This is a genomic window from Pseudomonas sp. GNP013, from assembly GCF_054343995.1.
In genome coordinates this window covers 2,276,050-2,295,369 of the sequence record NZ_JBTGUT010000001.1, presented here as the reverse complement: position 1 = coordinate 2,295,369, position 19,320 = coordinate 2,276,050, and the positions used below count along the sequence as shown (strand labels likewise).

Sequence of the window (19,320 nt, the reverse complement as noted above, 5' to 3'; positions counted from 1 at the left end):
TTGAAGGTGTTACGGCTGTTGCTGGAAGCGCGCGAACGCTTCGCCGTCGGGATAGGAAGACTGCGTGCCCAGCGCCATGACCGAGCATGCCGAGTACGCTACCGCCTGCTCCATGGCCTGCTGAATATTGCCGTCGCGGTTCCAGTGGTGAATGAAGCAACCAATAAAGGCATCACCGGCGCCCGTGGTGTCGCGGGCCGCAACCTGGCGGCCCGGCACGCGGAACTCGCCCTCTTCGCCCACGTACAGCGCACCCTGTTCGCCCAGCGTGACGATGACGTGGCGAATGCCGCTGGCAACCAGGGTGCGTGCAGCGGTTTGAGCGGCGGCCGGTGAGTCCACCACCTGCCCGGTGATCAGCGCCAACTCCGATTCGTTGGGGATCAGAAAGTCCAGTTGCGCGAGATGCTCAGGGCTCAAGCTCGCCAGGGCCGGCGCCGGATTGAGCAGCACTGCAATACCGTGCCGGCGTGCGAATTCGATGGCGTAGTACACCGTCTCCAGTCGGATCTCCAGTTGCAGCACGATCAGCGTGCACTCACGCAGCTCGGCCGCCGCCGCATCAATGTCCGCCGGCGCCAGATGCGCGTTGGCGCCCTTGACGATAAGAATGCTGTTGTGGGAATCGGCGCGCACAAAAATCGGTGCCACACCACTGGAGACGCCAGCCACCCGCTGCACATAACGGGTGTCGATACCAAAGCGCTGAAAATTGGCCAGGGTGTTGTCGGCAAACATGTCGTCGCCAACCTTACTCACCATCAGCACCCGCGACCCGAGCTTGGCAGCCGCCACCGCCTGGTTGGCGCCCTTGCCACCACAACCCAGGGCAAAGTCCGGCGCTTCCAGGGTTTCGCCCTGGGCCGGCATGCGGTCGATGTAGGTAATCAAATCCACCATGTTGCTGCCGATGACTGCGATCTTGCTCATTGCTATTCCACCTTGTTGCGGCACGGCCAGGCAGGTCATGTCGCTCTTGTTTTGTTATTTAAATAACATATGGTGTGAATATTCAATCTTTTTTTGCGGTGTCGCATCGAGTCCAGGCAAAAAAAGCCGGCCCATGGTGGGCCGGCGCGTTGCGTAGCGAGCGTTACAAGCTGAAGCGATCCACCGATTGCGACAACTTGCCGGCCAGCCCGGACAAATGGTCGGTAGTGGACGCGGTTTCGCCGATCACCCGGCTGTTGTTTTGCGACATGCCGGCGATCATCTCGACCTGATGGGAAATTTCATTGCTGGCCAGGCTCTGCTCGCCGATGGTGCGCGAAATATCGTTGACCAACTCGGTGGTGCTGAGGGTGGCCTGCAGGATTTCGCGGATGGCCCGTTCGACCTCGGCGGTCACGGCCATGCCTTTGTCCACCTGGGCGACGCCCTCCTCCATGCTGGTCACCGCCTCACGCGTACTCTGCTGGATGCGTCCTACCATGCTGGCAATTTCCTGAGTCGAGGCGCTGGTGCGGCCTGCGAGGCTGCGCACTTCATCGGCCACCACCGCAAAACCACGACCCTGTTCACCGGCGCGAGCGGCCTCGATCGCGGCATTCAGGGCCAGCAGGTTGGTCTGGTCGGCGATGCCCTTGATCACCTGGATAATGCTGTAGATCGCCTCGGACTCTTTGTCGAGGGTACGGATGACCTGGGCCGATTGCTGCGCCGAGCGGGCGATGCCGTCCATGTCGCTGACCACCTGGTGAATCACTCGACCACCGTCCTTGGCCAGGGCTTCGGCCTGGTTGGCCATGTCCAGGGCGCGCCCGGCATGCCGGGTGATTTCCTCGATGCTGGCGGTCATTTCGCTGGCAGCGGCCGCCATGGTGCTGGCCGCGCCGCTTTGCTGCTGGCTGCTGTTGGCAACCTCGTGGCAACCGTGGCTCAGCTGCTCGCTCATGTGGTTGACCTCATGGGCGTTGCTGCGCACTACCTCGATCATGCCGCGCAAGTCGCGCTGCATGGTCGCCAGGCTACTGATCAACATGCCCGCTTCGTCCTTGCGCCGAGGCTCGGTGATCGGTTCGCTCAAATTGCCCCTGGCAATGCTCGCGGCAATGCGGCTCGCGGTCTGCAGCGGCCCCATGATGCTGAGGATGACCCAGCGGCCCTGCGTCAGCAGCAGCAACAGGCTGACGATCAACACCACGCCCAGGGTCAGGTTGGCATTGCTGAGGGTTTGCCGGGTGCTTGCGCCGCTCTGTTCGGTGTTGCCTTCGATCACCTCGCTCAAGGCGGCCATCTGTTCTTCCAGGTGACTGAACGCACTGTTGAACGTATCCAGTTCGGCGCGGGCGGCTTCGGGGTTGTCCAACGCCAGGGCGACGATACGCTCACCCGCGCTGATATAGGTGTCCAGGCTGGGCTTGAGCTTTTCCAGGTTGGTCTTGAGGGTGGCGTCCAGCGGCAGCTTGAGATTATCGCCCAGCACCTGGCGGAAGTGCTCGGCATGTTCTCTCAGCGACTGGGTGACCTCGGCCTTGGTGCTGGTGCTCTTGCCCAGTCCCACCAGCATCGCCGACAGCACGTCGGCGCGCAGGGCATCGTGCATCATGTCCGCTTCCATGTGGTTGCGCAGCACCGTCATGCTCACCGCGTTATCGGCCACGGCTACGCCCATGCGGGTGTTGCCCAGGTAACCGGCCAGGCTCATGACCAGCGCCGTGAGCAGTCCGGTCGCAATCAACAGCATCAAGCGTAGTCTGATCGTCATGCCTTATCCCCTGTATGGGCCGCCGATTGGCGGTCCTGCCGCTAGTAGCGTTATCGGCAGTGATCACAGGACTTTTAGGTAAATTTCAGCAGCGCGCCGCTAGGCGGGTATCAACCACTCGTCGGGCCTGCGCCGCATCCATCACAACTATCGCCGGAGCCAAAACTACTAATCCCATAGCACCCTTGGAAATCTATGGAGATTGTTATGACTGACTACCCACGCCCTCCCTTCGCCCCACAAGCCCAAGCCGTGCCAGGCACTCAAAAGAAGATGGATCCGTACCCTGACTGCGGCGAGCAGAGCTACAAAGGCTCCGGTCGGCTGGCCAACAAGATCGCGTTGATTACCGGCGCCGACAGCGGTATTGGTCGTGCCGTCGCCATTGCATTCGCCCGTGAAGGCGCCGATGTGGCCATCGCCTACCTGGACGAACACGAAGACGCCCGGGAAACCGCACGCTGGGTTGAAGAAGCCGGCCGTCAGTGCCTGTTGCTGCCCGGTGACATCGCGCAGAAAGCCACCTGCCAGGCGCTGGTGGACAAGACCGTCGAGCAGTTCGGCCGCATTGATGTGCTGGTCAACAATGCCGCGTTCCAGATGAACCACGAAACCCTCGAAGAGATCGAGGATGAAGAATGGGTCAAGACCTTCGATATCAACATCACCGCGATGTTTCGCCTCTGCAAGGCCGCTTTACCGCATATGAAGGCCGGCAGCTCTATCATCAACACCAGCTCGGTCAACTCCGACATGCCCAAGCCAACCCTGCTGGCCTACGCCGCCACCAAGGGCGCCATCGCCAACTTCACCGGTGGCCTGGCGCAGTTGCTGGGCAGCAAGGGGATTCGCGTCAACAGCGTCGCCCCCGGTCCGATCTGGACGCCGCTGATCGTGGCCACCATGACCGATGAAGACGTGCAGAGCTTCGGCAGCGAAACCCCACTGGGCCGGCCGGGCCAACCAGTGGAAGTGGCGCCGATCTACGTGTTGCTCGCCTCGGATGAGGCCAGTTACATCTCCGGCTCGCGCTACGCGGTGACCGGTGGCAAGCCGATTCTCTAATACCCCACGCAAGTGTGTGGGGCTTTCTCCCGATAGCGGTGTATCAGCCAAAAAATGGTTGCCTGACACACTGCAATCGGGAGCAAGCCCCCTCCCACCTTTTGATGTTCATCAAACGTTGCTCTTCATCCAGGCGGGCGACCGCTACAGGTCGAACCTGTCCACCGCGCGTCGCCGCTCGTTATCCTCGCGCACGTCATAACTGGCGGTGGTCTGGATATTGGTGTGGTGCGCCAGCTTCTGCGCAATCGACAGGTCATGCTCCTCGATCACGCGGGTGATGAACGAGCGGCGAAAGTCGTGGGGCATGATCTTCACCCCCACCTGCTCCCCGCGCTGGCGGGCGATGTAATAGATCGCATGCTTGGTGATGCGCTCGCGGGTGATATGACTGCCCCGGCGTATACGGTTGAACAGGAAGCTGTCGTCCTGCTCGCCCTCCTTGAGCTGTTCGCGACGAAAATCCAGCCAGGCCGCAAGCTTGGCGAATGCCCAATCCGGCGCGTACTTGACCAGTTCCTTGTTGCCCTTGCCGATCACTCGCAGGCTGCGCTCCTGGAAATTGACCTGCGCCAGGTCCAGGTTCACCGATTCCGACTTGCGCATGCCCGAGCCATACAGAATGCCGATCACGGCCGCGTCGCGCAGGCCCTGGGGGCGTGGGTCGGCGGCGCACACGTCCATCATTTCGCGGATCAGCGTGCGCCGCAGGTTGCGGCCCTGGCTGAGGCGACTGCCCGCGGTGGCCTTGACCGTGCGCATTTTCAGCAGGTGCTCCTGGCTGATCAGGCTCATGCGCCATGCCTCGTTCATCACCCCGCGCACGGCATTCACATACAGCGATGAGGTATTGGGCGCATAGCCGTCTTCGCGCAGGGCGGCGACGAGGGCGATCACGTGTTCGGGTTGCAGATGGTGCCAGTCGATGTCTTCGAGGTTGATGTCGTCGAAGCCCAGGCGGTCGGCCGCGTCTTGCAGCACGTAGCGCATGGTCAGTTGGCTGGAGGGGGCCAGGCGGGTGAGATAGAGGGTCAGTGGGTTGCGGATAGACTCAGTCAAGGTAGATCAGCCTTTGGATTAAATACCTCAAGTAATCGATTGATTAATCGAGGTATTTAGTGAATTGGCGAGGCCTGAGTCTAACGCAGGATCAGCCCCCGCACCACATCACGGCGCCGAGTCTTCGTCTACGGTGGGTTCCTGCGGCTGGGGTTGTGCCTGGGCCTGTCCCCACTCGGTGTCCTGCTTTTTCATCAGCGCAAACCAGTGCTGGCGCATGAAGGTCAGGTAGCGCTCGGGGGCCTTGGCAAAGTCTTTCTCATCGCCATAGCACCCCGGCAACGGCAGTTCGGTGCCCTGCTCCTTGTACTGGCTGACCAGCGCCTGTTGCGCAGCCACGCTGCAGTCGGTGGGCAAGGGCATGCCGCGCAACGCGCCAAGCTCTTCGTCCCACCACGCGGCGCCGTAACGGTCGACACCGCGCAGCCGGTACTTCTGGGACTTGCCCACATGCATGATCAGCTTGAATTGATTGGGGCTGACGTCGCTGGCGCAGGTCAGCGAATAGCCCACGGTGGCCTGGGTGCTGCCGTCTCCCGCGAGGTCAGTGACCCTGGTGGCCGCCATGTCGAAACGCAGCGCCGCATCGAATTCGCAGCGTTGCACGTCGTCGTAGAGCATCCACATGCGCCTGGGGCGGTCACCATCGATCAGGTACTGGGCCGCGTAGACGAATGCAGACTGACTGCCATCGTCGTCCCGCTCGCTGATTTGCTCGGCGAGCACCAGCAGGTTCTTGCCCTGGCGATCGTCCCAGGTGAACGCCGCCACCTGCTTGCCGCGCACTTCGACGCCGTCCGGTACCTGACTGACAGGCGTGAGCGCCACCCCTTCATCGGCCCGCACCGTACCGACACAGGCCACGGTCATCATTAAACCGATCAACGCAGGCCGCAATTGGCCGCGCAAAAGCTGCACGCTATTCATCCGACTACCCTGGCACGAGATGGCTTACTTTACCGGCACTTGAGGCGTAATGCAGAGAAGATTGTTGAATAAAATCCGCTGGCTAATCACAGACGACGGAGTCGCGCGCAATGTGCAGTTGCCTGTCCCCCTTTTTCCGGCCAAATCTCGCCTGCAGGCCCCTGACTGCTTAGCTGAACCCTAGCTGTCTACCTGTCAAATAAACGAGTTTTTCATCAGGCTTTCATATCTGTTCAACATTTTTGCGCTTAATCTTGAACACAGTACTTCACAGCAAACCGCGCTACACAGGCTAACCTGTTGATAATGTTCCAGCTTTGATACCGCTCAGTTACCCGCGGTCTGCAGGTTCGCCCCCTGATTGCTGCTGTTTTCACGCTTCAAGTTGCGCTAACCCCGAGGTCATGAATCTTTGAAACCCTACCCTATTCATTGCGTGTCGATCGTTATTCCGGTCTACAACGAACAAGAGAGCCTGCCTGAGCTGTTGCGTCGCACCACTGCCGCCTGCAAGCAACTGGCCTACGAATACGAAATCATCCTGGTGGATGACGGTAGCCGCGACAACTCGGCCCAGATGCTCGAAGACGCGGCGAACGAAGACGGCAGCAACATCGTGGCAGTGATCCTCAACCGCAACTACGGCCAGCATGCCGCGATCATGGCCGGTTTCGAGCAATGCCGGGGCGAGGTGGTGATCACCCTCGACGCCGACCTGCAGAACCCGCCGGAAGAGATCCCGCGCCTGGTCGAGCAGGCCGCCCTTGGCTACGACGTGGTCGCCACCGTGCGCAACAATCGCCAGGACTCGGCCTTTCGCCGCTGGCCTTCGCGCCTGATCAACCTCGCCGTGCAGCGTTCCACCGGCGTGGCCATGACTGACTACGGCTGCATGCTGCGCGCCTACCGCCGCACCATCGTCGACGCCATGCTCGCCTGCCGCGAGCGCAGCACCTTCATTCCAATCCTGGCCAACGGCTTTGCCCGCCACACCACGGAAATCCTGGTGCACCACGCCGAGCGTGAACACGGCGAATCCAAATACAGCGCCATGCGCCTGATCAGCCTGATGTTCGACCTGCTCACCTGCATGACCACCACGCCACTGCGCCTGCTCTCCATTGTCGGTTTCAGCCTGGCGGCGCTGGGCGTGCTGTTCGCCTTCGCGTTGGTCATCCTGCGCCTGGCCTTCGGTGCACAGTGGGCCGGTGACGGCATGTTCGTGCTGTTCGCGGTGCTGTTCGTGTTCACCGGCGGCCAGTTCATCGGCATGGGTTTGCTGGGTGAATACCTGGGACGCATGTACAGCGATGTGCGCGCCCGCCCCCGTTTCTTTATCGAAAAAGTGCTGCGCAACCAACCGGCAGCACCTGCACCCGTGGTCGTCGTCGACGGCCTGGTGTCTTCCCATACCTCCACTTCTTCCGATCAGGTTCAGTCATGAGTTCAAAAGCTGTTGTATTCGCGTACCACGATATTGGCTGTGCAGGCATCGAAGCCCTGCTCGCTACGGGTTACGACATTGCTGCCGTGTTCACCCATGCCGATGATCCCAAGGAAAACAATTTCTACGGCTCCGTCGCGCAACTGTGCGCACGCAATGGCATCCCGGTACACGCTCCGGAAGACGCCAACCACCCGCTGTGGGTCGAACGCATCGCCAAGCTGAACCCGGATTACATCTTCTCTTTCTACTACCGCAACCTGTTGAGCGAAGCCCTGCTGGCCACCGCCAAAAATGGCGCGTTCAACCTGCACGGCTCGCTGCTGCCCAAATACCGTGGCCGCGCCCCGGCCAACTGGGTGCTGGTCAATGGCGAAACCGAAACCGGCGTGACCCTGCACCGCATGGTCAAGCGTGCCGATGCCGGCGCCATCCTCGCCCAGCAAAAAGTCACGATCGACCGCAGCGATACCGGCCTGACCCTGCACGCCAAACTGCGTGACGCGGCCACCAGCCTGCTGCGCGACGCCCTGCCGCAGCTGGCCCAGGGCAAGCTGACCGAAACCGCCCAGGACGAAAGCCAGGCCACCTGCTTCGGTCGCCGTACCGCTGCCGATGGCAAGCTGGACTGGAAAAAGCCGGCTGAGCAGCTGTTCAACCTGGTGCGCGCGGTGACTCAACCCTACCCGGGCGCCTTCTGCGCCGTGAGCGAGCACAAACTGATCGTATGGCAGGCCGAGGTGGTCAAGGGCAATGAAGGCCTGGCGCCGGGCCGCGTGATCAGCGTCAACCCGCTGCGCATCGCCTGCGGTGAAGACTCCCTGGTGATCAAGTTCGGCCAGCGCAACGCCACCGGCCTGTACCTGGCCGGCCCTTCCCTGGCCGATGAACTGGGCCTGGTGGACGGCTCCGTGCTGCGCGGCGCCGAATCCGGCCGCAAGCCACGCCGTACACGTGTGCTGATCCTGGGGGTCAACGGCTTTATCGGTAACCACCTGTCCGAGCGCCTGCTGCGTGATGACCGCTACGAAGTCTATGGCCTGGACATCGGCTCCGACGCCATCGAGCGCCTGCGCAGCCACCCCAATTTCCATTACGTGGAAGGTGATATCAGCATCCACACCGAGTGGATCGAATACCACATCAAGAAATGCGACGTGGTGCTGCCGCTGGTGGCCATCGCCACGCCCATTGAATACACCCGCAACCCGCTGCGCGTGTTCGAGCTCGACTTCGAGGAAAACCTCAAGTTGGTGCGCTACTGCGTCAAATACAACAAGCGCGTGATCTTCCCGTCGACCTCCGAAGTCTATGGCATGTGCCAGGACCAGTACTTTGACGAAGACACCTCCAACCTGGTGGTCGGCCCGGTCAACAAGCAGCGCTGGATCTACTCGGTGTCCAAGCAACTGCTCGACCGCGTGATCTGGGCCTACGGCGACAAAGGCCTGAAATTCACCCTGTTCCGTCCGTTCAACTGGATGGGCCCGCGCCTGGACCGTCTGGACTCGGCGCGTATCGGTAGCTCCCGGGCGATCACCCAGTTGATCCTGAACCTGGTGGAAGGCACGCCGATCCGCCTGTTCGACGGTGGCGAGCAGAAGCGCTGCTTCACTGATATCGCCGACGGCATCGAAGCCCTGGCGCGCATCATCGATAACGACAACGGTGTCTGCGACGGCCAGATCATCAACATCGGCAACCCGGAAAACGAAGCCAGCATCCGCCAGTTGGGCGAAGAACTGCTGCGTCAGTTCGAAGCCCACCCACTGCGTGGCAACTTCCCGCCGTTCGCCGGTTTCCGCGACGTCGAGAGCAAGGCGTTCTACGGCACCGGTTACCAGGACGTGGCACACCGCAAGCCGAGCATCGACAACGCCAAGCGCCTGCTGAACTGGACGCCGACCGTGGAGATGAGCGAAACCATCGGCAACACGCTGGACTTCTTCCTGCGCGAAGCCATGCTCGAAATCGCGGACAAAAAGTAATGAAGGCAGGCTTGCGCATCGACGTCGACACCTACCGTGGCACCCGTGAAGGTGTGCCGCGGCTGCTCGAATCCCTGGACGAAGCCGGGGTTAAAGCGACGTTCTTCTTCAGCGTCGGGCCGGACAACATGGGGCGCCACCTGTGGCGCCTGATCCGTCCGCAGTTCCTGTGGAAGATGCTGCGTTCCAACGCTGCCGGCCTGTATGGCTGGGATATTTTGCTGGCCGGCACCGCCTGGCCGGGCAAACCGATCGGCCGCGACCTGGGGCACCTGATGCGCCAGGCCAAGGCGGCGGGCCACGAAGTCGGCCTGCACGCCTGGGACCACCACGGCTGGCAGGCCAACACCGGACGCTGGAGCGAAGCAAAACTGATCGAACAGATCCGCCGTGGCGTCGACACCCTGAGCGACATCCTGGGTGAACGCATCGACTGTTCAGCGGCCGCCGGTTGGCGTGCCGATGAGCGCGTGGTGCAAGCCAAGCAAGGGTTCAACTTTCGCTACAACAGCGATTGCCGGGGTACCAGCATGTTTCGGCCGACATTGGCCGACGGCAGCGCGGGTACGCCACAAATTCCGGTAGACCTGCCGACCTTCGACGAAGTCGTCGGGCCGGTGGTGGCTGCCAAAGACTTCAACGGCTTCATTCTTGACCGCTTTGAAGCGGCCAAGCTCAACGTCTACACGATCCACGCAGAAGTAGAAGGGATTCTGATGGCCAATGATTTTCGCCAGTTGCTCGCCCAGGCAGGGCAGCGCGGCATCGAGTTCGCGCCACTGGGTGAGCTGTTGCCCACCGACATCGACACCCTCCCCCGGCAGCAACTGGTACGCGGCGCCTTGAGCGGCCGCGAAGGCTGGCTTGGAGTGCAGCAGGCATGATTCGGCGTTGGGCGCTGCCCCTGTTTTTGCTGGCCTTCGGCGCGTTTTACCTGCTGCCATTGGCCACCCATGGCCTGTGGATTCCGGATGAGTCGCGTTATGCGCAGATCAGCCAGGAAATGCTGCTGACCGGCAAATGGGCCGCGCCGCACTTCATGGGCATCCGCTATTTCGAAAAACCTGCCGCCGGTTACTGGATGATCGCGTTCGGCCAGGCGATCTTCGGGCAGAACCTGTTCGGCGTACGGTTTGCCTCGGCCCTGAGCACCGGCCTGAGCATCCTCCTGGTGTACGCCGTGTCGCGCCGCTTGTGGGATAACCGTCAGAAAAGCCTGATCAGCACCGTGCTGTACATGAGCTTCGTCAGCGTGGCGGCGCTGGGCGGTTATGCCAACCTCGACCCGCAGTTCACCTTCTGGGTCAACCTCACCGGCGTTGCGCTGTGGTTTTGCTTGGACAGCAGCACCCGGCGTGGCCGCCTGTGGGCGTGGGCCCTGCTCGGGTTCGCCTGCGGCATGGGCTTCTTGACCAAAGGCTTTCTGGCGTGGCTGCTGCCGGTGTTGATTGCCTTGCCTTATATGGTCATGCAAAAGCGTGTGGGTGAACTGATGCGTCATGGGCTGATCGCGGTGGCGGTTGCCACGGCTGTCAGCCTGCCATGGGCGCTGGCCGTACACCTGCAGGAGCCGGACTACTGGCACTTCTTCTTCTGGCACGAGCATATCCAACGCTTTGCCGGCGAAGATGCCCAGCACGCCGAGCCGTTCTGGTATTACCTGCCGCTGCTGGCCGCCTTTTCGCTGCCGTGGCTGGGCCTGCTGCCGGCCACCTTCAAGCAGGCCTGGCTGGACAAGCGCTCGCCGAAAATCACCTATCTGTTGCTGTGGCTGCTGATGCCCCTGGCCTTCTTCAGCCTGGCCAAAGGCAAGCTGCCGTCCTACATCATGCCGTGCCTGCTGCCCCTGGCCTTGCTGATGGGCCATGTGCTGGCCGACACACTGGCCCAAGGCCGCACCCGTGCCTTGCGCATCAACGGTTGGCTGAACCTGATTCTCGGTGTCGTGGCGCTGCTGGCGCTGGCCTGGGTGCAACTGAAAAAACCGCTGTATGAACCCGGCCAGGAAACCTTCAGCCTGGTGCTGGTGTGTGTCTGCCTGTTCGGCTGGGTCATCGCCAACCTGCTGCAGGCCATGCGCCCGTTGACGCTGTGGGCGGCACCGCTGATCGGCAGCGGCTTGCTGGTTGCCCTCGCCCCGGCCGCGCTGCCCCATTCGGTGGTTTACAACAAGACCCCGGATCAATTCATCCTTGATCACCTGCAAGCGCTGCAACCCGCCACCGCGCTGCTGAGCAACGACCTGGGCGCCGCGTCGGCCCTGGCCTGGCGCCTGCAACGCGCTGACGTGACCCTTTACAACTCCATCGGCGAAGTGAAATACGGCCTCGCCTACCCGGATGCCGGCCATCACATGGTGGACACCCACCAGATTCAGCAATGGATGATCGATGCGCGCAGGCAGGGTCCGGTCGGCGTGGTGATGCGGGTCAAGGGCGATGACGAGATTGCCGAAGTCAATCTGTTGCCCCAGGACGGCAAACGCTACGAGCAAGGCAACATCGTGATCCTGATCTTCGCCCAGGTGGCACCGTGATCACCCTGTTGCTGTTACTCGCCGCGTGCCTGCTCACCTGCATGGGCCAGGTCTCGCAGAAGTTTGCCGTGGAAAGCTGGCGCCACCAGCCCGCGGGCTGGGCGTTGAAGCTGCGCTCGCCGTGGCTGTGGTCGGCGCTGCTGTGCCTGGGGTTTGGCCTGCTCGTGTGGCTGCTGGTGTTGCAGCGCCTGGAAGTCGGGATTGCCTACCCGATGCTCAGCCTGAACTTTGTGCTGGTCACGTTGATGGCGCGGTTCGTGTTCCATGAGCCCGTCGACGGCCGTCACTGGCTGGGCGTGGCGCTGGTGATTGCCGGCGTTGTGTTGCTGGGGCGCCAGGTATGAGCCGCGTACGGGGTTTCGCCCTGGCCATGGGCAGCGTCGGCCTGGTCAGCGCCGCACAGCTGGGCATGCGCTGGAGCATGACGCGCCTGCCGCTGCCCCATGAGTGGCTGAGTGCACCGATTGATCCAAGTGCGCTGGGCGTGGTGATCCTCGCGATCCTCGCCTACGCGCTGTCGATGCTCTGCTGGCTGGGTGCGCTCAAACACCTGCCGCTGGGCCGTGCCTATTCATTACTGAGCATCAGCTACGCGCTGGTGTACCTGCTGGCTGCCAGCCTGCCGGTGTTCAACGAATATTTTTCGCTTTCAAAAACCCTGGGGGTGGCGTTTGTCATCCTCGGTGTGTTGGTTATCAACTCCCGCCGTGCTAGCGCAGCAAGTCCCAGGAATGCCTCATGAAAATCAGTGTATTTGGTAGTGGTTACGTCGGTCTGGTGCAGGCCACCGTATTAGCCGAAGTCGGTCACGATGTCATCTGCATGGACGTGGATCAAAACAAGGTCAAGCTGTTGCAGCAGGGCCATGTGAGCATTTTCGAGCCGGGTCTTGCGGCCATGGTCAAGGAGAACCTGGAGAGCGGTCGCCTGCACTTCACCTTTGATGAAAAACTGGCGGTCGAACACGGCGAAGTGCTGTTTATCGCCGTGGGCACGCCGTCGGACGAAGACGGCTCGGCTGACCTCAAATACGTGCTGTCGGTGGGTGATGCCGTGGCCCGCCATCGTGTGGCCCCGGTGATTCTGGTGGAAAAATCCACCGTGCCCGTCGGCACCGGTGACACCTTGCGCGCGCACATTGAAAAAGCCCTGCGCGTGGCCGGCCGTCACCTGGAGTTCGATATCGTCTCCAACCCGGAATTTCTCAAGGAAGGCTCGGCCGTTGCCGACTGCCGCCGCCCGGACCGCATCATCATCGGCTGCGAGCGTGAAGAAGTGCGCGAGGTGATGCGCGACCTGTACGCGCCCTTCAACCGCAACCATGACCGCATCATCTTCATGGACCTGCGCAGCGCCGAGCTGACCAAGTACGCCGCCAACTGCATGCTGGCCACCAAGATCAGCTTCATCAACCAGATCGCCGAGCTGGCCGAACACCTGGGCGCCGACATCGAAGCCGTGCGCCTGGGCATCGGTGCCGACTCGCGCATCGGTTACCACTTCATTTACCCGGGCTGCGGTTACGGCGGTTCGTGTTTCCCCAAGGACATGCGCGCTTTGATCCACAGCGCCAGGCAGGCCAACTGCTCCAGCGACCTGCTGGAGGCGGTGGAAGCGATCAACCAGCGCCAGAAGAGCAAGCTGTTCGAGCGCATCAACGCGTTCTTCAAGGGCAATCTGCGCGGCAAGACCTTCGCCCTCTGGGGCCTGGCCTTCAAGCCCAACACCGACGACATGCGCGACGCCCCCAGCCGCGTGCTGATGGAAGCCCTGTGGGCCGCCGGCGCCAACGTGCGCGCCTTCGACCCCGAAGCCATGCAGGAAACCCAGCGCCTCTACGCCGATGAAGAGCGCCTGATGCTGATGGGCACCCCGGAGTCCACGCTGGTGGGCGCCGACGCGCTGATCGTCTGCACCGAATGGCAGCAGTTCAAGGCGCCGGATTTCGACCTGATCCACCAGCGCCTGAAAACCCCGGTGATCTTCGATGGCCGCAACCTGTATGACGGCGAGCGCCTGGCGCGCAAAGGCTTCCAGTATTTCCCGATGGGCCGTGGCGACTCCTGCACGCTGCCGATACCGCAGCAGCAATGGTTGCCCCAGGTTGTGGAAGCCTGATACGTGAACAAAGCGCAACCCTCCCCGCTCACTGCAACGCTGCGCCGCCAATCCCTGGGTCTGGGGTTGCTGGCGCTGTTGCTGTTTGTCGTCGGTAACTGGCATCAGGCAATCATCGGCTTTGACTCGCGTTTCGTGGTGTTTGCCCAGGAGATGCTGCGCCATGGGCCGAGCTTTTTCCCCACCACTTACGGGCAGCCCTACGCCGACTACCTGGCGACCTCCACGCTGCTGACCTGGGTGTTGTCGTTGCCGTTTGGCCAGGTCACCAGCTTCACGGCCTGGCTGCCCACCTCCATGGCGTCGGCGCTGATCGTTACCCTGGTATATCGCCTGACGGCGCCCTACTCCACGCGCTGGGGCCTGCTGAGCGTGGCAATGCTGTTGCTCAGCAGTACCTTCATTACCGAGACCCGCGCGGTATCCCTCGACCAGATGCTCGCCGCCGTGGCATTGGCGGTGTTCTACCTGGGTTACGCCCATGATCATTTCGGCGCGGCCAGGCGCGTGCACTGGCTGTTCCTGCTGCTGATCATCGGCTTCGCCATTCGCGGGCCCATCGGGCTGGTGATTCCTGTCGGCGTGCTGTGCAGCTACTACCTGCTCAATCGCCAATGGCGCCAGTTGTTCAGCTTCGGCCTGCTGGCCCTGGCGTTGCTGGCGGCGTGTATGGGCCTGTTGCTGCTGCTGGCCAAGCTCAGTGGCGGCGACGTGTTCATGCAGGACGTGATCCGCATGCAATTTCTGGGACGCATGGACGGCAGCGAAGGCTCGAGCGGCGTGCTGTATTACTTCACCAGCTCGCTGGGCAACTATGCCCTCGCCTACCCGCTGGCGGTGCTGGTGCTGCTGGCGGTGCTCGCCGGCGGGCGCCGCCCCGCGGACCCGGCGTTACAACTGGTGCTGTACTGCGCAGCGGCCGGTGTGCTGGTGATGCTGGGGCTGTCGGTGCCACAGGCGAAAAAGGCGCGCTACATCCTGCCGATGCTGCCGATGGCGGCGATCATAGCGGCCTACCCGTTCCAGGTCAGCCAGGGACGCTTGTTCGCCGGATTGCGCGCCTTGATGCTGGGCATCTGGACGCTGTCGCCGGCACTTCTGGCGATCGGGCTGATGGTTGCGCGGCGGCGTTATCCGCAGCAGCTGGACAGCCTTGGGCTGATGTTTGCCGTGCTCGCGGTGCTGCAACTGCTGGCATTGCTTTCGTTGCTGAAGCCGCGATGGCGCCCGCTGGGGCCGGCGTTGGCGGCCGTGCTTGCGATCTGGTCGACTTACATCGTGGTGGTCGAGCCTCTCGAGCGCGCGGTCTACGACACCCGCGCTTTCAGTCTTGCGGTCAAGGCGCGGATCCAGCAGGAGCCTGCCCCGTTGGTGCTGCACGGCCTGGGCAAGGATGCGAAAGCCATCAAGTTCATGGTCGGTTATGGCTGCGACAAGGTGCCCCTGTTCACCCGGACGTCCAGAGACCTGGCACCGCTGCAAGGGCCGGCATGGCTGGTGATGAGTGCCCAGGACTTCGCCCGCCTGGAAGACCCGCGCCTGCATGACCTCACACCGACCCTCACCGGTACCTTTGACAAGGATGCCTACGTGCTGCTGCATCTGGAGAAGGCTTCGCCGCCTTGAGCGCAGTGTTGACCGATTTGTAGGACGTGACGCCCGCTCTTTCAGGAGCGGGCGTTTTTCGTCACAAGCACCCGGAAACACCCTACACATCTATGCGTAAAGACCGATTAACTCTGCCTTTCGGCGCCCCCACCCCGTCGGTAAACTCGCTTGCCAGTGCGTTAACTATCTACCACCCGACGCACACTGCATAACAACAAGGACGCTGTCGGCCAGCCTCATCACGGCCGCCTACTGCATAAAAGAGGGCAATGCCGTGTCGGATGATTTTTTGCTTGTTGCCGTGCCGAGGCTGGATGGATTGATGGAACTTCGCGATGCCGTGGTGGCGCTGAACGGGCCGCTGGCGGAGGACCCGGCGGTGCAGGAAAACCTGCAGCGTCAGCTGTTCAACGAGGAACGCAGGACCCGCGTGCTGGGGCGCATCAGTGCGGTGTCAGCACAAGACACCCGGCAAATTCCCTTTGGCTGATGGCCTTAACTCCAGTTTTATTGCATTCAACCTGCATTAATATGCATTGGACCCGCCCATTCAACGGCGGCACACTGCGCAGGTTCCTTCCCCCAATTGTTGGAACTTGCGAGGGCTTTTTCCGGGAAACCAGGCAAGCCCTTTTTTTTGCCCGCTGTTCATGGATTCGTACAATGTTCGCTCGCTGGTTACCCGCAGCCATCAATACCCGACCCGCCGAATGGAGCCGTGCCGCCATCGGCATGGCCCTGGGCACCCTGTTCAGCGTGTGGCTGTGCGCTCAGGTATTTGGCATGGACGTAGCGCTGCACCTGCTGGGGCCGCTGGGTGCGTCGGCAGTGTTGCTGTTCGCGGTGTCATCCGGCGCACTGGCGCAGCCGTGGTCAATCATCGGGGGTTACCTGTGTGCGACGGTCGTTGCGCTGCTGGTGGCCCGGGTCCTGGGGCGCACCCTGGGCAGCGCCTGTCTGGCGGCAGGCATGACGGTAATCCTGATGTGCTGGCTGCGCTGCCTGCACCCACCGGCCGGGGGGCTGGCGATGACCCTGGTGCTGGCCGATCCTGCGTCCGCCACCCTTGGCTGGCACGAACTGTTCGCCGTGATGCTCGGCGCCGGCGCATTGCTGACCTGTGCACTGGCCTACAACAACGCCACCCGCCTCCGCTATCCAAAGGCTGCCGATGTATCACCCGATGGCGTCATGGGCAGCCAACCGCCGATGACTGACCCGGCGATCACCGTCGCCGACCTGAAGCGGGCCCTGGCTGAAATGGAACAGTTCTACGACATTGAACCGAACGCGCTGGAGCAACTGGTCCATGCGGCCGAGGGCCATGCGCGCCGCCGCAGCATCGGCGAAGTCCTGGCCCGTCGCGCGGCGTGAGCATGGCTGCATAAATGCAAGAAGCACCTGCATGTTTGAAGGTTGTACTGGGCAAATTTGCACTGGTAGGATCGTGAGCAGGTTCGTTCGCGAATATCTTGATAAAGACAATAAAAAGCAGGGAGTTAGAGATGACTGCTCAGGTTTCCGCCGAGGCAAGCCACGTCGACACGCACACCACGGATGTTCTGGCCGAAGTCCGCAACCATATCGGCCACCTTACCCTCAACCGCCCGGCCGGCTTGAACGCTCTCACGCTGGACATGGTGCGCAGCCTCAACCGCCACTTGCAGGCCTGGGCCGATGACCCGCAGGTGTATGCGGTGGTGCTGCGCGGCGCCGGCGAAAAAGCCTTCTGCGCCGGCGGCGATATCCGCTCCCTGTACGACAGCTTCAAGGCCGGCGATACCCTGCATGAGGACTTTTTCGTCGAGGAGTACGCGCTGGACCTGGCGATCCACCATTACCGCAAACCCGTACTGGCCCTGATGGATGGCTTCGTGCTGGGCGGCGGCATGGGGCTGGTGCAAGGCGCTGACCTGCGGGTGGTCACCGAGCGCAGCCGACTGGCCATGCCGGAGGTGGCCATCGGTTACTTCCCCGACGTGGGCGGCAGTTACTTCCTGCCGCGCATTCCGGGTGAGTTGGGGATTTACCTGGGCGTTACCGGCGTGCAGATTCGTGCGGCCGATGCACTCTATTGCGGCCTGGCCGACTGGTACCTGGAGAGCGAGCGGCTGACCGACCTGGATCAGAAGCTGGACGACCTGCGCTGGCACGGCGCCCCGCTCAAGGATCTGCAGGGCGTGCTGGCCAGACTGGCCGTGCAGCAACTGCCCGATGCACCGCTGGCCGGGTTGCGCCGGGCTATCGACCACTTCTTTGCCTTGCCGGATGTGCCGAGCATGGTCGAACAGCTGCAGCAGGTCACGGTCGCCGACAGCCATGAATGGGCGATCACCACCGCCAGCCTGATGCAGACCCGCTCGCCGCTTGCCATGGCGGTGACCCTGGAAATGCTGCGTCGCGGCCGCCGCCTGCCGCTGGAGCAATGTTTCGCCCTGGAGCTGCACCTGGACCGCCAGTGGTTCGAGCACGGCGACCTCATCGAAGGCGTGCGCGCGTTGATCATCGACAAGGACAAGGCGCCTCGCTGGAACCCGCCGTCCCTCCACGAGCTGCACGCCGCCCACGTTGAACGCTTCTTTCGCGACTTCAAGCAGGTTGGGAGATAAGTCATGCAAGATATTGAATACACAGAAGATCAGGTAATGTTTCGCGACATGGCACGCGACTTTGCACGCCATGAGATCGCCCCGCATGCCCAGGCGTGGGAAAAAGCCGGCTGGATCGACGACGCCTTGGTCGCGAAGATGGGCGAACTGGGCCTGCTGGGCATGGTCGTCCCCGAGGAATGGGGCGGCGCCTATGTCGATTACGTGGCTTATGCCTTGGCGGTGGAGGAGATTTCCGCCGGGGATGGCGCTACTGGTGCGTTGATGAGTATCCATAATTCAGTAGGTTGCGGGCCAATCCTCAACTACGGCTCACTGGAGCAAAAGCAAACCTGGCTGGCGAAACTTGCCAGCGGCCAGGCGATTGGCTGTTTCTGCCTGACCGAGCCCCAGGCCGGTTCCGAAGCGCACAACCTGCGCACCCGCGCCGAACTGCGCGACGGTCAGTGGGTGATCAACGGCGCCAAGCAATTTGTCAGTAACGGCAAGCGCGCGCAGCTGGCGATCGTGTTTGCGGTGACCGACCCCGATCTCGGCAAGAAAGGCATCTCGGCGTTCCTAGTGCCCACTGACACCCCGGGGTACGTGGTCGACCGTACCGAACACAAAATGGGCATCCGCGCGTCCGACACCTGCGCCGTCACCTTCACGGCCTGCACCGTGCCCGAGGCCAACTTGCTGGGCGAGCGCGGCAAGGGCCTGGCCATTGCGCTGTCGAACCTGGAAGGCGGCCGCATCGGCATTGCCGCCCAGGCCCTCGGTATTGCCCGTGCAGCGTTCGAAGCGGCGCTGGTGTATGCCCGTGACCGCACGCAGTTCGACAAGCCGATCATCGAGCACCAGAGCGTGGCCAACCTGCTGGCCGACATGCAGACCCGCCTTAATGCGGCCCGATTGCTGATCCTGCACGCCGCGCGCCTGCGCAGTGCCGGCAAACCGTGCCTGTCGGAAGCCTCGCAAGCCAAGCTGTTTGCCTCGGAAATGGCCGAGAAGGTGTGTTCGTCTGCGCTGCAGATTCATGGCGGGTACGGGTACCTGGAGGACTACCCGGTGGAGCGCTACTACCGGGACGCGCGGATCACGCAGATTTACGAGGGCACCAGTGAGATTCAACGGATGGTGATTGCCAGAGAGTTGAAAAACTATCCGCTCTGACTGATGCAACGCCAAGCTGCGGGAGGGAGCTTGCTCCCTCTTATCAAACACCCAATAACTTTTTGACTTTAAAACCTGAAGTCTCAGGCAGCCACATTCCTCTG

Annotated in this window: 17 protein-coding genes and 1 pseudogene; 13 read left to right on the top strand and 5 right to left on the bottom strand. The window is 62.2% G+C overall.

Annotation, left to right across the window (positions count from 1 at the left end; translation table 11 throughout):
- Nucleotides 1-9 precede the first annotated feature (9 nt).
- From rbsK to ACXX81_RS10215, 3 genes and pseudogenes are all read right to left on the bottom strand, one after another.
- A complete protein-coding gene (gene rbsK, locus ACXX81_RS10225) occupies nt 10-930 on the bottom strand; it encodes a ribokinase (protein WP_209981956.1) in 921 nt (306 codons plus the stop codon).
- Nucleotides 931-1,093: 163 nt separating this feature from the next.
- Nucleotides 1,094-1,819 carry a methyl-accepting chemotaxis protein gene (locus ACXX81_RS10220; protein WP_435532508.1) on the bottom strand — a complete coding sequence of 242 codons (726 nt, stop codon included), beginning with the start codon at nt 1,817-1,819 and terminating at the stop codon, nt 1,094-1,096.
- Between the two features lie 132 nt (nt 1,820-1,951).
- A pseudogene (locus ACXX81_RS10215) lies at nt 1,952-2,707 on the bottom strand (MCP four helix bundle domain-containing protein); the annotation flags it as partial.
- 207 nt (nt 2,708-2,914) lie between these two features.
- Here ACXX81_RS10215 and ACXX81_RS10210 point away from each other — a divergent pair.
- A complete protein-coding gene (locus tag ACXX81_RS10210) occupies nt 2,915-3,772 on the top strand; it encodes an SDR family oxidoreductase (protein ID WP_231421276.1) in 858 nt (285 codons plus the stop codon).
- Between the two features lie 144 nt (nt 3,773-3,916).
- On the opposite strand, the gene ACXX81_RS10205 is transcribed toward ACXX81_RS10210, so the two are convergent.
- Both ACXX81_RS10205 and ACXX81_RS10200 read right to left on the bottom strand, forming a co-directional pair.
- Entirely contained in the window at nt 3,917-4,831 is a 915-nt protein-coding gene (locus tag ACXX81_RS10205; RefSeq protein WP_209981962.1) for a site-specific integrase, read from the bottom strand.
- A 108-nt stretch (nt 4,832-4,939) separates the two neighbouring features.
- The gene (locus ACXX81_RS10200; protein WP_231421277.1) at nt 4,940-5,758 is read right to left on the bottom strand and encodes a M949_RS01915 family surface polysaccharide biosynthesis protein; all 819 of its coding nucleotides are present in this window, start codon (nt 5,756-5,758) and stop codon (nt 4,940-4,942) included.
- A gap of 412 nt (nt 5,759-6,170) precedes the next feature.
- Here ACXX81_RS10200 and arnC point away from each other — a divergent pair, with 412 nt between their 5' ends.
- The 12 genes from arnC (at nt 6,171) to ACXX81_RS10140 (ending at nt 19,216) form a co-directional block, all read left to right on the top strand.
- The gene (arnC, locus tag ACXX81_RS10195) at nt 6,171-7,202 is read left to right on the top strand and encodes an undecaprenyl-phosphate 4-deoxy-4-formamido-L-arabinose transferase (RefSeq protein ID WP_231421278.1); all 1,032 of its coding nucleotides are present in this window, start codon (nt 6,171-6,173) and stop codon (nt 7,200-7,202) included.
- Nucleotides 7,199-9,190, top strand: coding sequence for a bifunctional UDP-4-amino-4-deoxy-L-arabinose formyltransferase/UDP-glucuronic acid oxidase ArnA (gene arnA / locus ACXX81_RS10190; protein WP_458571617.1), 1,992 nt, complete (start codon nt 7,199-7,201; stop codon nt 9,188-9,190). The genes arnC and arnA overlap by 4 nt, the downstream gene beginning before the upstream one ends.
- Nucleotides 9,190-10,074 carry a 4-deoxy-4-formamido-L-arabinose-phosphoundecaprenol deformylase gene (arnD, locus tag ACXX81_RS10185; RefSeq protein ID WP_458571616.1) on the top strand — a complete coding sequence of 295 codons (885 nt, stop codon included), beginning with the start codon at nt 9,190-9,192 and terminating at the stop codon, nt 10,072-10,074. The genes arnA and arnD overlap by 1 nt, the downstream gene beginning before the upstream one ends.
- Nucleotides 10,071-11,726 (top strand): lipid IV(A) 4-amino-4-deoxy-L-arabinosyltransferase, encoded by a 1,656-nt coding sequence (gene arnT, locus ACXX81_RS10180; protein WP_458571615.1) that lies wholly within the window; start codon nt 10,071-10,073, stop codon nt 11,724-11,726. Before arnD ends, arnT begins: the two co-directional genes overlap by 4 nt.
- The gene (gene arnE, locus ACXX81_RS10175; protein ID WP_231421282.1) at nt 11,723-12,070 is read left to right on the top strand and encodes a 4-amino-4-deoxy-L-arabinose-phosphoundecaprenol flippase subunit ArnE; all 348 of its coding nucleotides are present in this window, start codon (nt 11,723-11,725) and stop codon (nt 12,068-12,070) included. The genes arnT and arnE overlap by 4 nt, the downstream gene beginning before the upstream one ends.
- Nucleotides 12,067-12,468 (top strand): 4-amino-4-deoxy-L-arabinose-phosphoundecaprenol flippase subunit ArnF, encoded by a 402-nt coding sequence (gene arnF / locus ACXX81_RS10170; RefSeq protein ID WP_231421283.1) that lies wholly within the window; start codon nt 12,067-12,069, stop codon nt 12,466-12,468. The genes arnE and arnF overlap by 4 nt, the downstream gene beginning before the upstream one ends.
- Nucleotides 12,465-13,844: a UDP-glucose dehydrogenase family protein gene (locus ACXX81_RS10165; protein ID WP_209981977.1), complete on the top strand. Its 1,380-nt coding sequence runs from the start codon at nt 12,465-12,467 to the stop codon at nt 13,842-13,844. Before arnF ends, ACXX81_RS10165 begins: the two co-directional genes overlap by 4 nt.
- Nucleotides 13,845-13,847: 3 nt before the next feature.
- Entirely contained in the window at nt 13,848-15,470 is a 1,623-nt protein-coding gene (locus ACXX81_RS10160; protein WP_458571614.1) for an ArnT family glycosyltransferase, read from the top strand.
- A gap of 304 nt (nt 15,471-15,774) precedes the next feature.
- Nucleotides 15,775-15,942 carry a hypothetical protein gene (locus ACXX81_RS10155; protein ID WP_458571613.1) on the top strand — a complete coding sequence of 56 codons (168 nt, stop codon included), beginning with the start codon at nt 15,775-15,777 and terminating at the stop codon, nt 15,940-15,942.
- Nucleotides 15,943-16,115: 173 nt separating this feature from the next.
- A complete protein-coding gene (locus tag ACXX81_RS10150) occupies nt 16,116-16,826 on the top strand; it encodes an HPP family protein (RefSeq protein ID WP_458571612.1) in 711 nt (236 codons plus the stop codon).
- A gap of 131 nt (nt 16,827-16,957) precedes the next feature.
- Nucleotides 16,958-18,061 carry an enoyl-CoA hydratase/isomerase family protein gene (locus ACXX81_RS10145; RefSeq protein ID WP_209981986.1) on the top strand — a complete coding sequence of 368 codons (1,104 nt, stop codon included), beginning with the start codon at nt 16,958-16,960 and terminating at the stop codon, nt 18,059-18,061.
- A gap of 3 nt (nt 18,062-18,064) precedes the next feature.
- Complete coding sequence (locus ACXX81_RS10140) at nt 18,065-19,216, top strand: acyl-CoA dehydrogenase family protein (RefSeq protein WP_209981988.1); 1,152 nt, start codon at nt 18,065-18,067, stop codon at nt 19,214-19,216.
- Nucleotides 19,217-19,320: the final 104 nt, after the last annotated feature.

What these genes read in the sequence shown, in the direction of transcription:
- rbsK (WP_209981956.1), bottom strand. Translation starts at nt 930, where the DNA reads ATGAGCAAGATCGCAGTCATCGGCAGCAACATGGTGGATTTGATTACC.
- ACXX81_RS10220 (WP_435532508.1), bottom strand. Translation starts at nt 1,819, where the DNA reads ATGGCGGCCGCTGCCAGCGAAATGACCGCCAGCATCGAGGAAATCACC.
- ACXX81_RS10210 (WP_231421276.1), top strand. Translation starts at nt 2,915, where the DNA reads ATGACTGACTACCCACGCCCTCCCTTCGCCCCACAAGCCCAAGCCGTG.
- ACXX81_RS10200 (WP_231421277.1), bottom strand. Translation starts at nt 5,758, where the DNA reads ATGAATAGCGTGCAGCTTTTGCGCGGCCAATTGCGGCCTGCGTTGATC.
- arnA (WP_458571617.1), top strand. Translation starts at nt 7,199, where the DNA reads ATGAGTTCAAAAGCTGTTGTATTCGCGTACCACGATATTGGCTGTGCA.
- arnD (WP_458571616.1), top strand. Translation starts at nt 9,190, where the DNA reads ATGAAGGCAGGCTTGCGCATCGACGTCGACACCTACCGTGGCACCCGT.
- arnT (WP_458571615.1), top strand. Translation starts at nt 10,071, where the DNA reads ATGATTCGGCGTTGGGCGCTGCCCCTGTTTTTGCTGGCCTTCGGCGCG.
- arnF (WP_231421283.1), top strand. Translation starts at nt 12,067, where the DNA reads ATGAGCCGCGTACGGGGTTTCGCCCTGGCCATGGGCAGCGTCGGCCTG.
- ACXX81_RS10165 (WP_209981977.1), top strand. Translation starts at nt 12,465, where the DNA reads ATGAAAATCAGTGTATTTGGTAGTGGTTACGTCGGTCTGGTGCAGGCC.
- ACXX81_RS10155 (WP_458571613.1), top strand. Translation starts at nt 15,775, where the DNA reads ATGGAACTTCGCGATGCCGTGGTGGCGCTGAACGGGCCGCTGGCGGAG.
- ACXX81_RS10150 (WP_458571612.1), top strand. Translation starts at nt 16,116, where the DNA reads ATGTTCGCTCGCTGGTTACCCGCAGCCATCAATACCCGACCCGCCGAA.
- ACXX81_RS10145 (WP_209981986.1), top strand. Translation starts at nt 16,958, where the DNA reads ATGACTGCTCAGGTTTCCGCCGAGGCAAGCCACGTCGACACGCACACC.
- ACXX81_RS10140 (WP_209981988.1), top strand. Translation starts at nt 18,065, where the DNA reads ATGCAAGATATTGAATACACAGAAGATCAGGTAATGTTTCGCGACATG.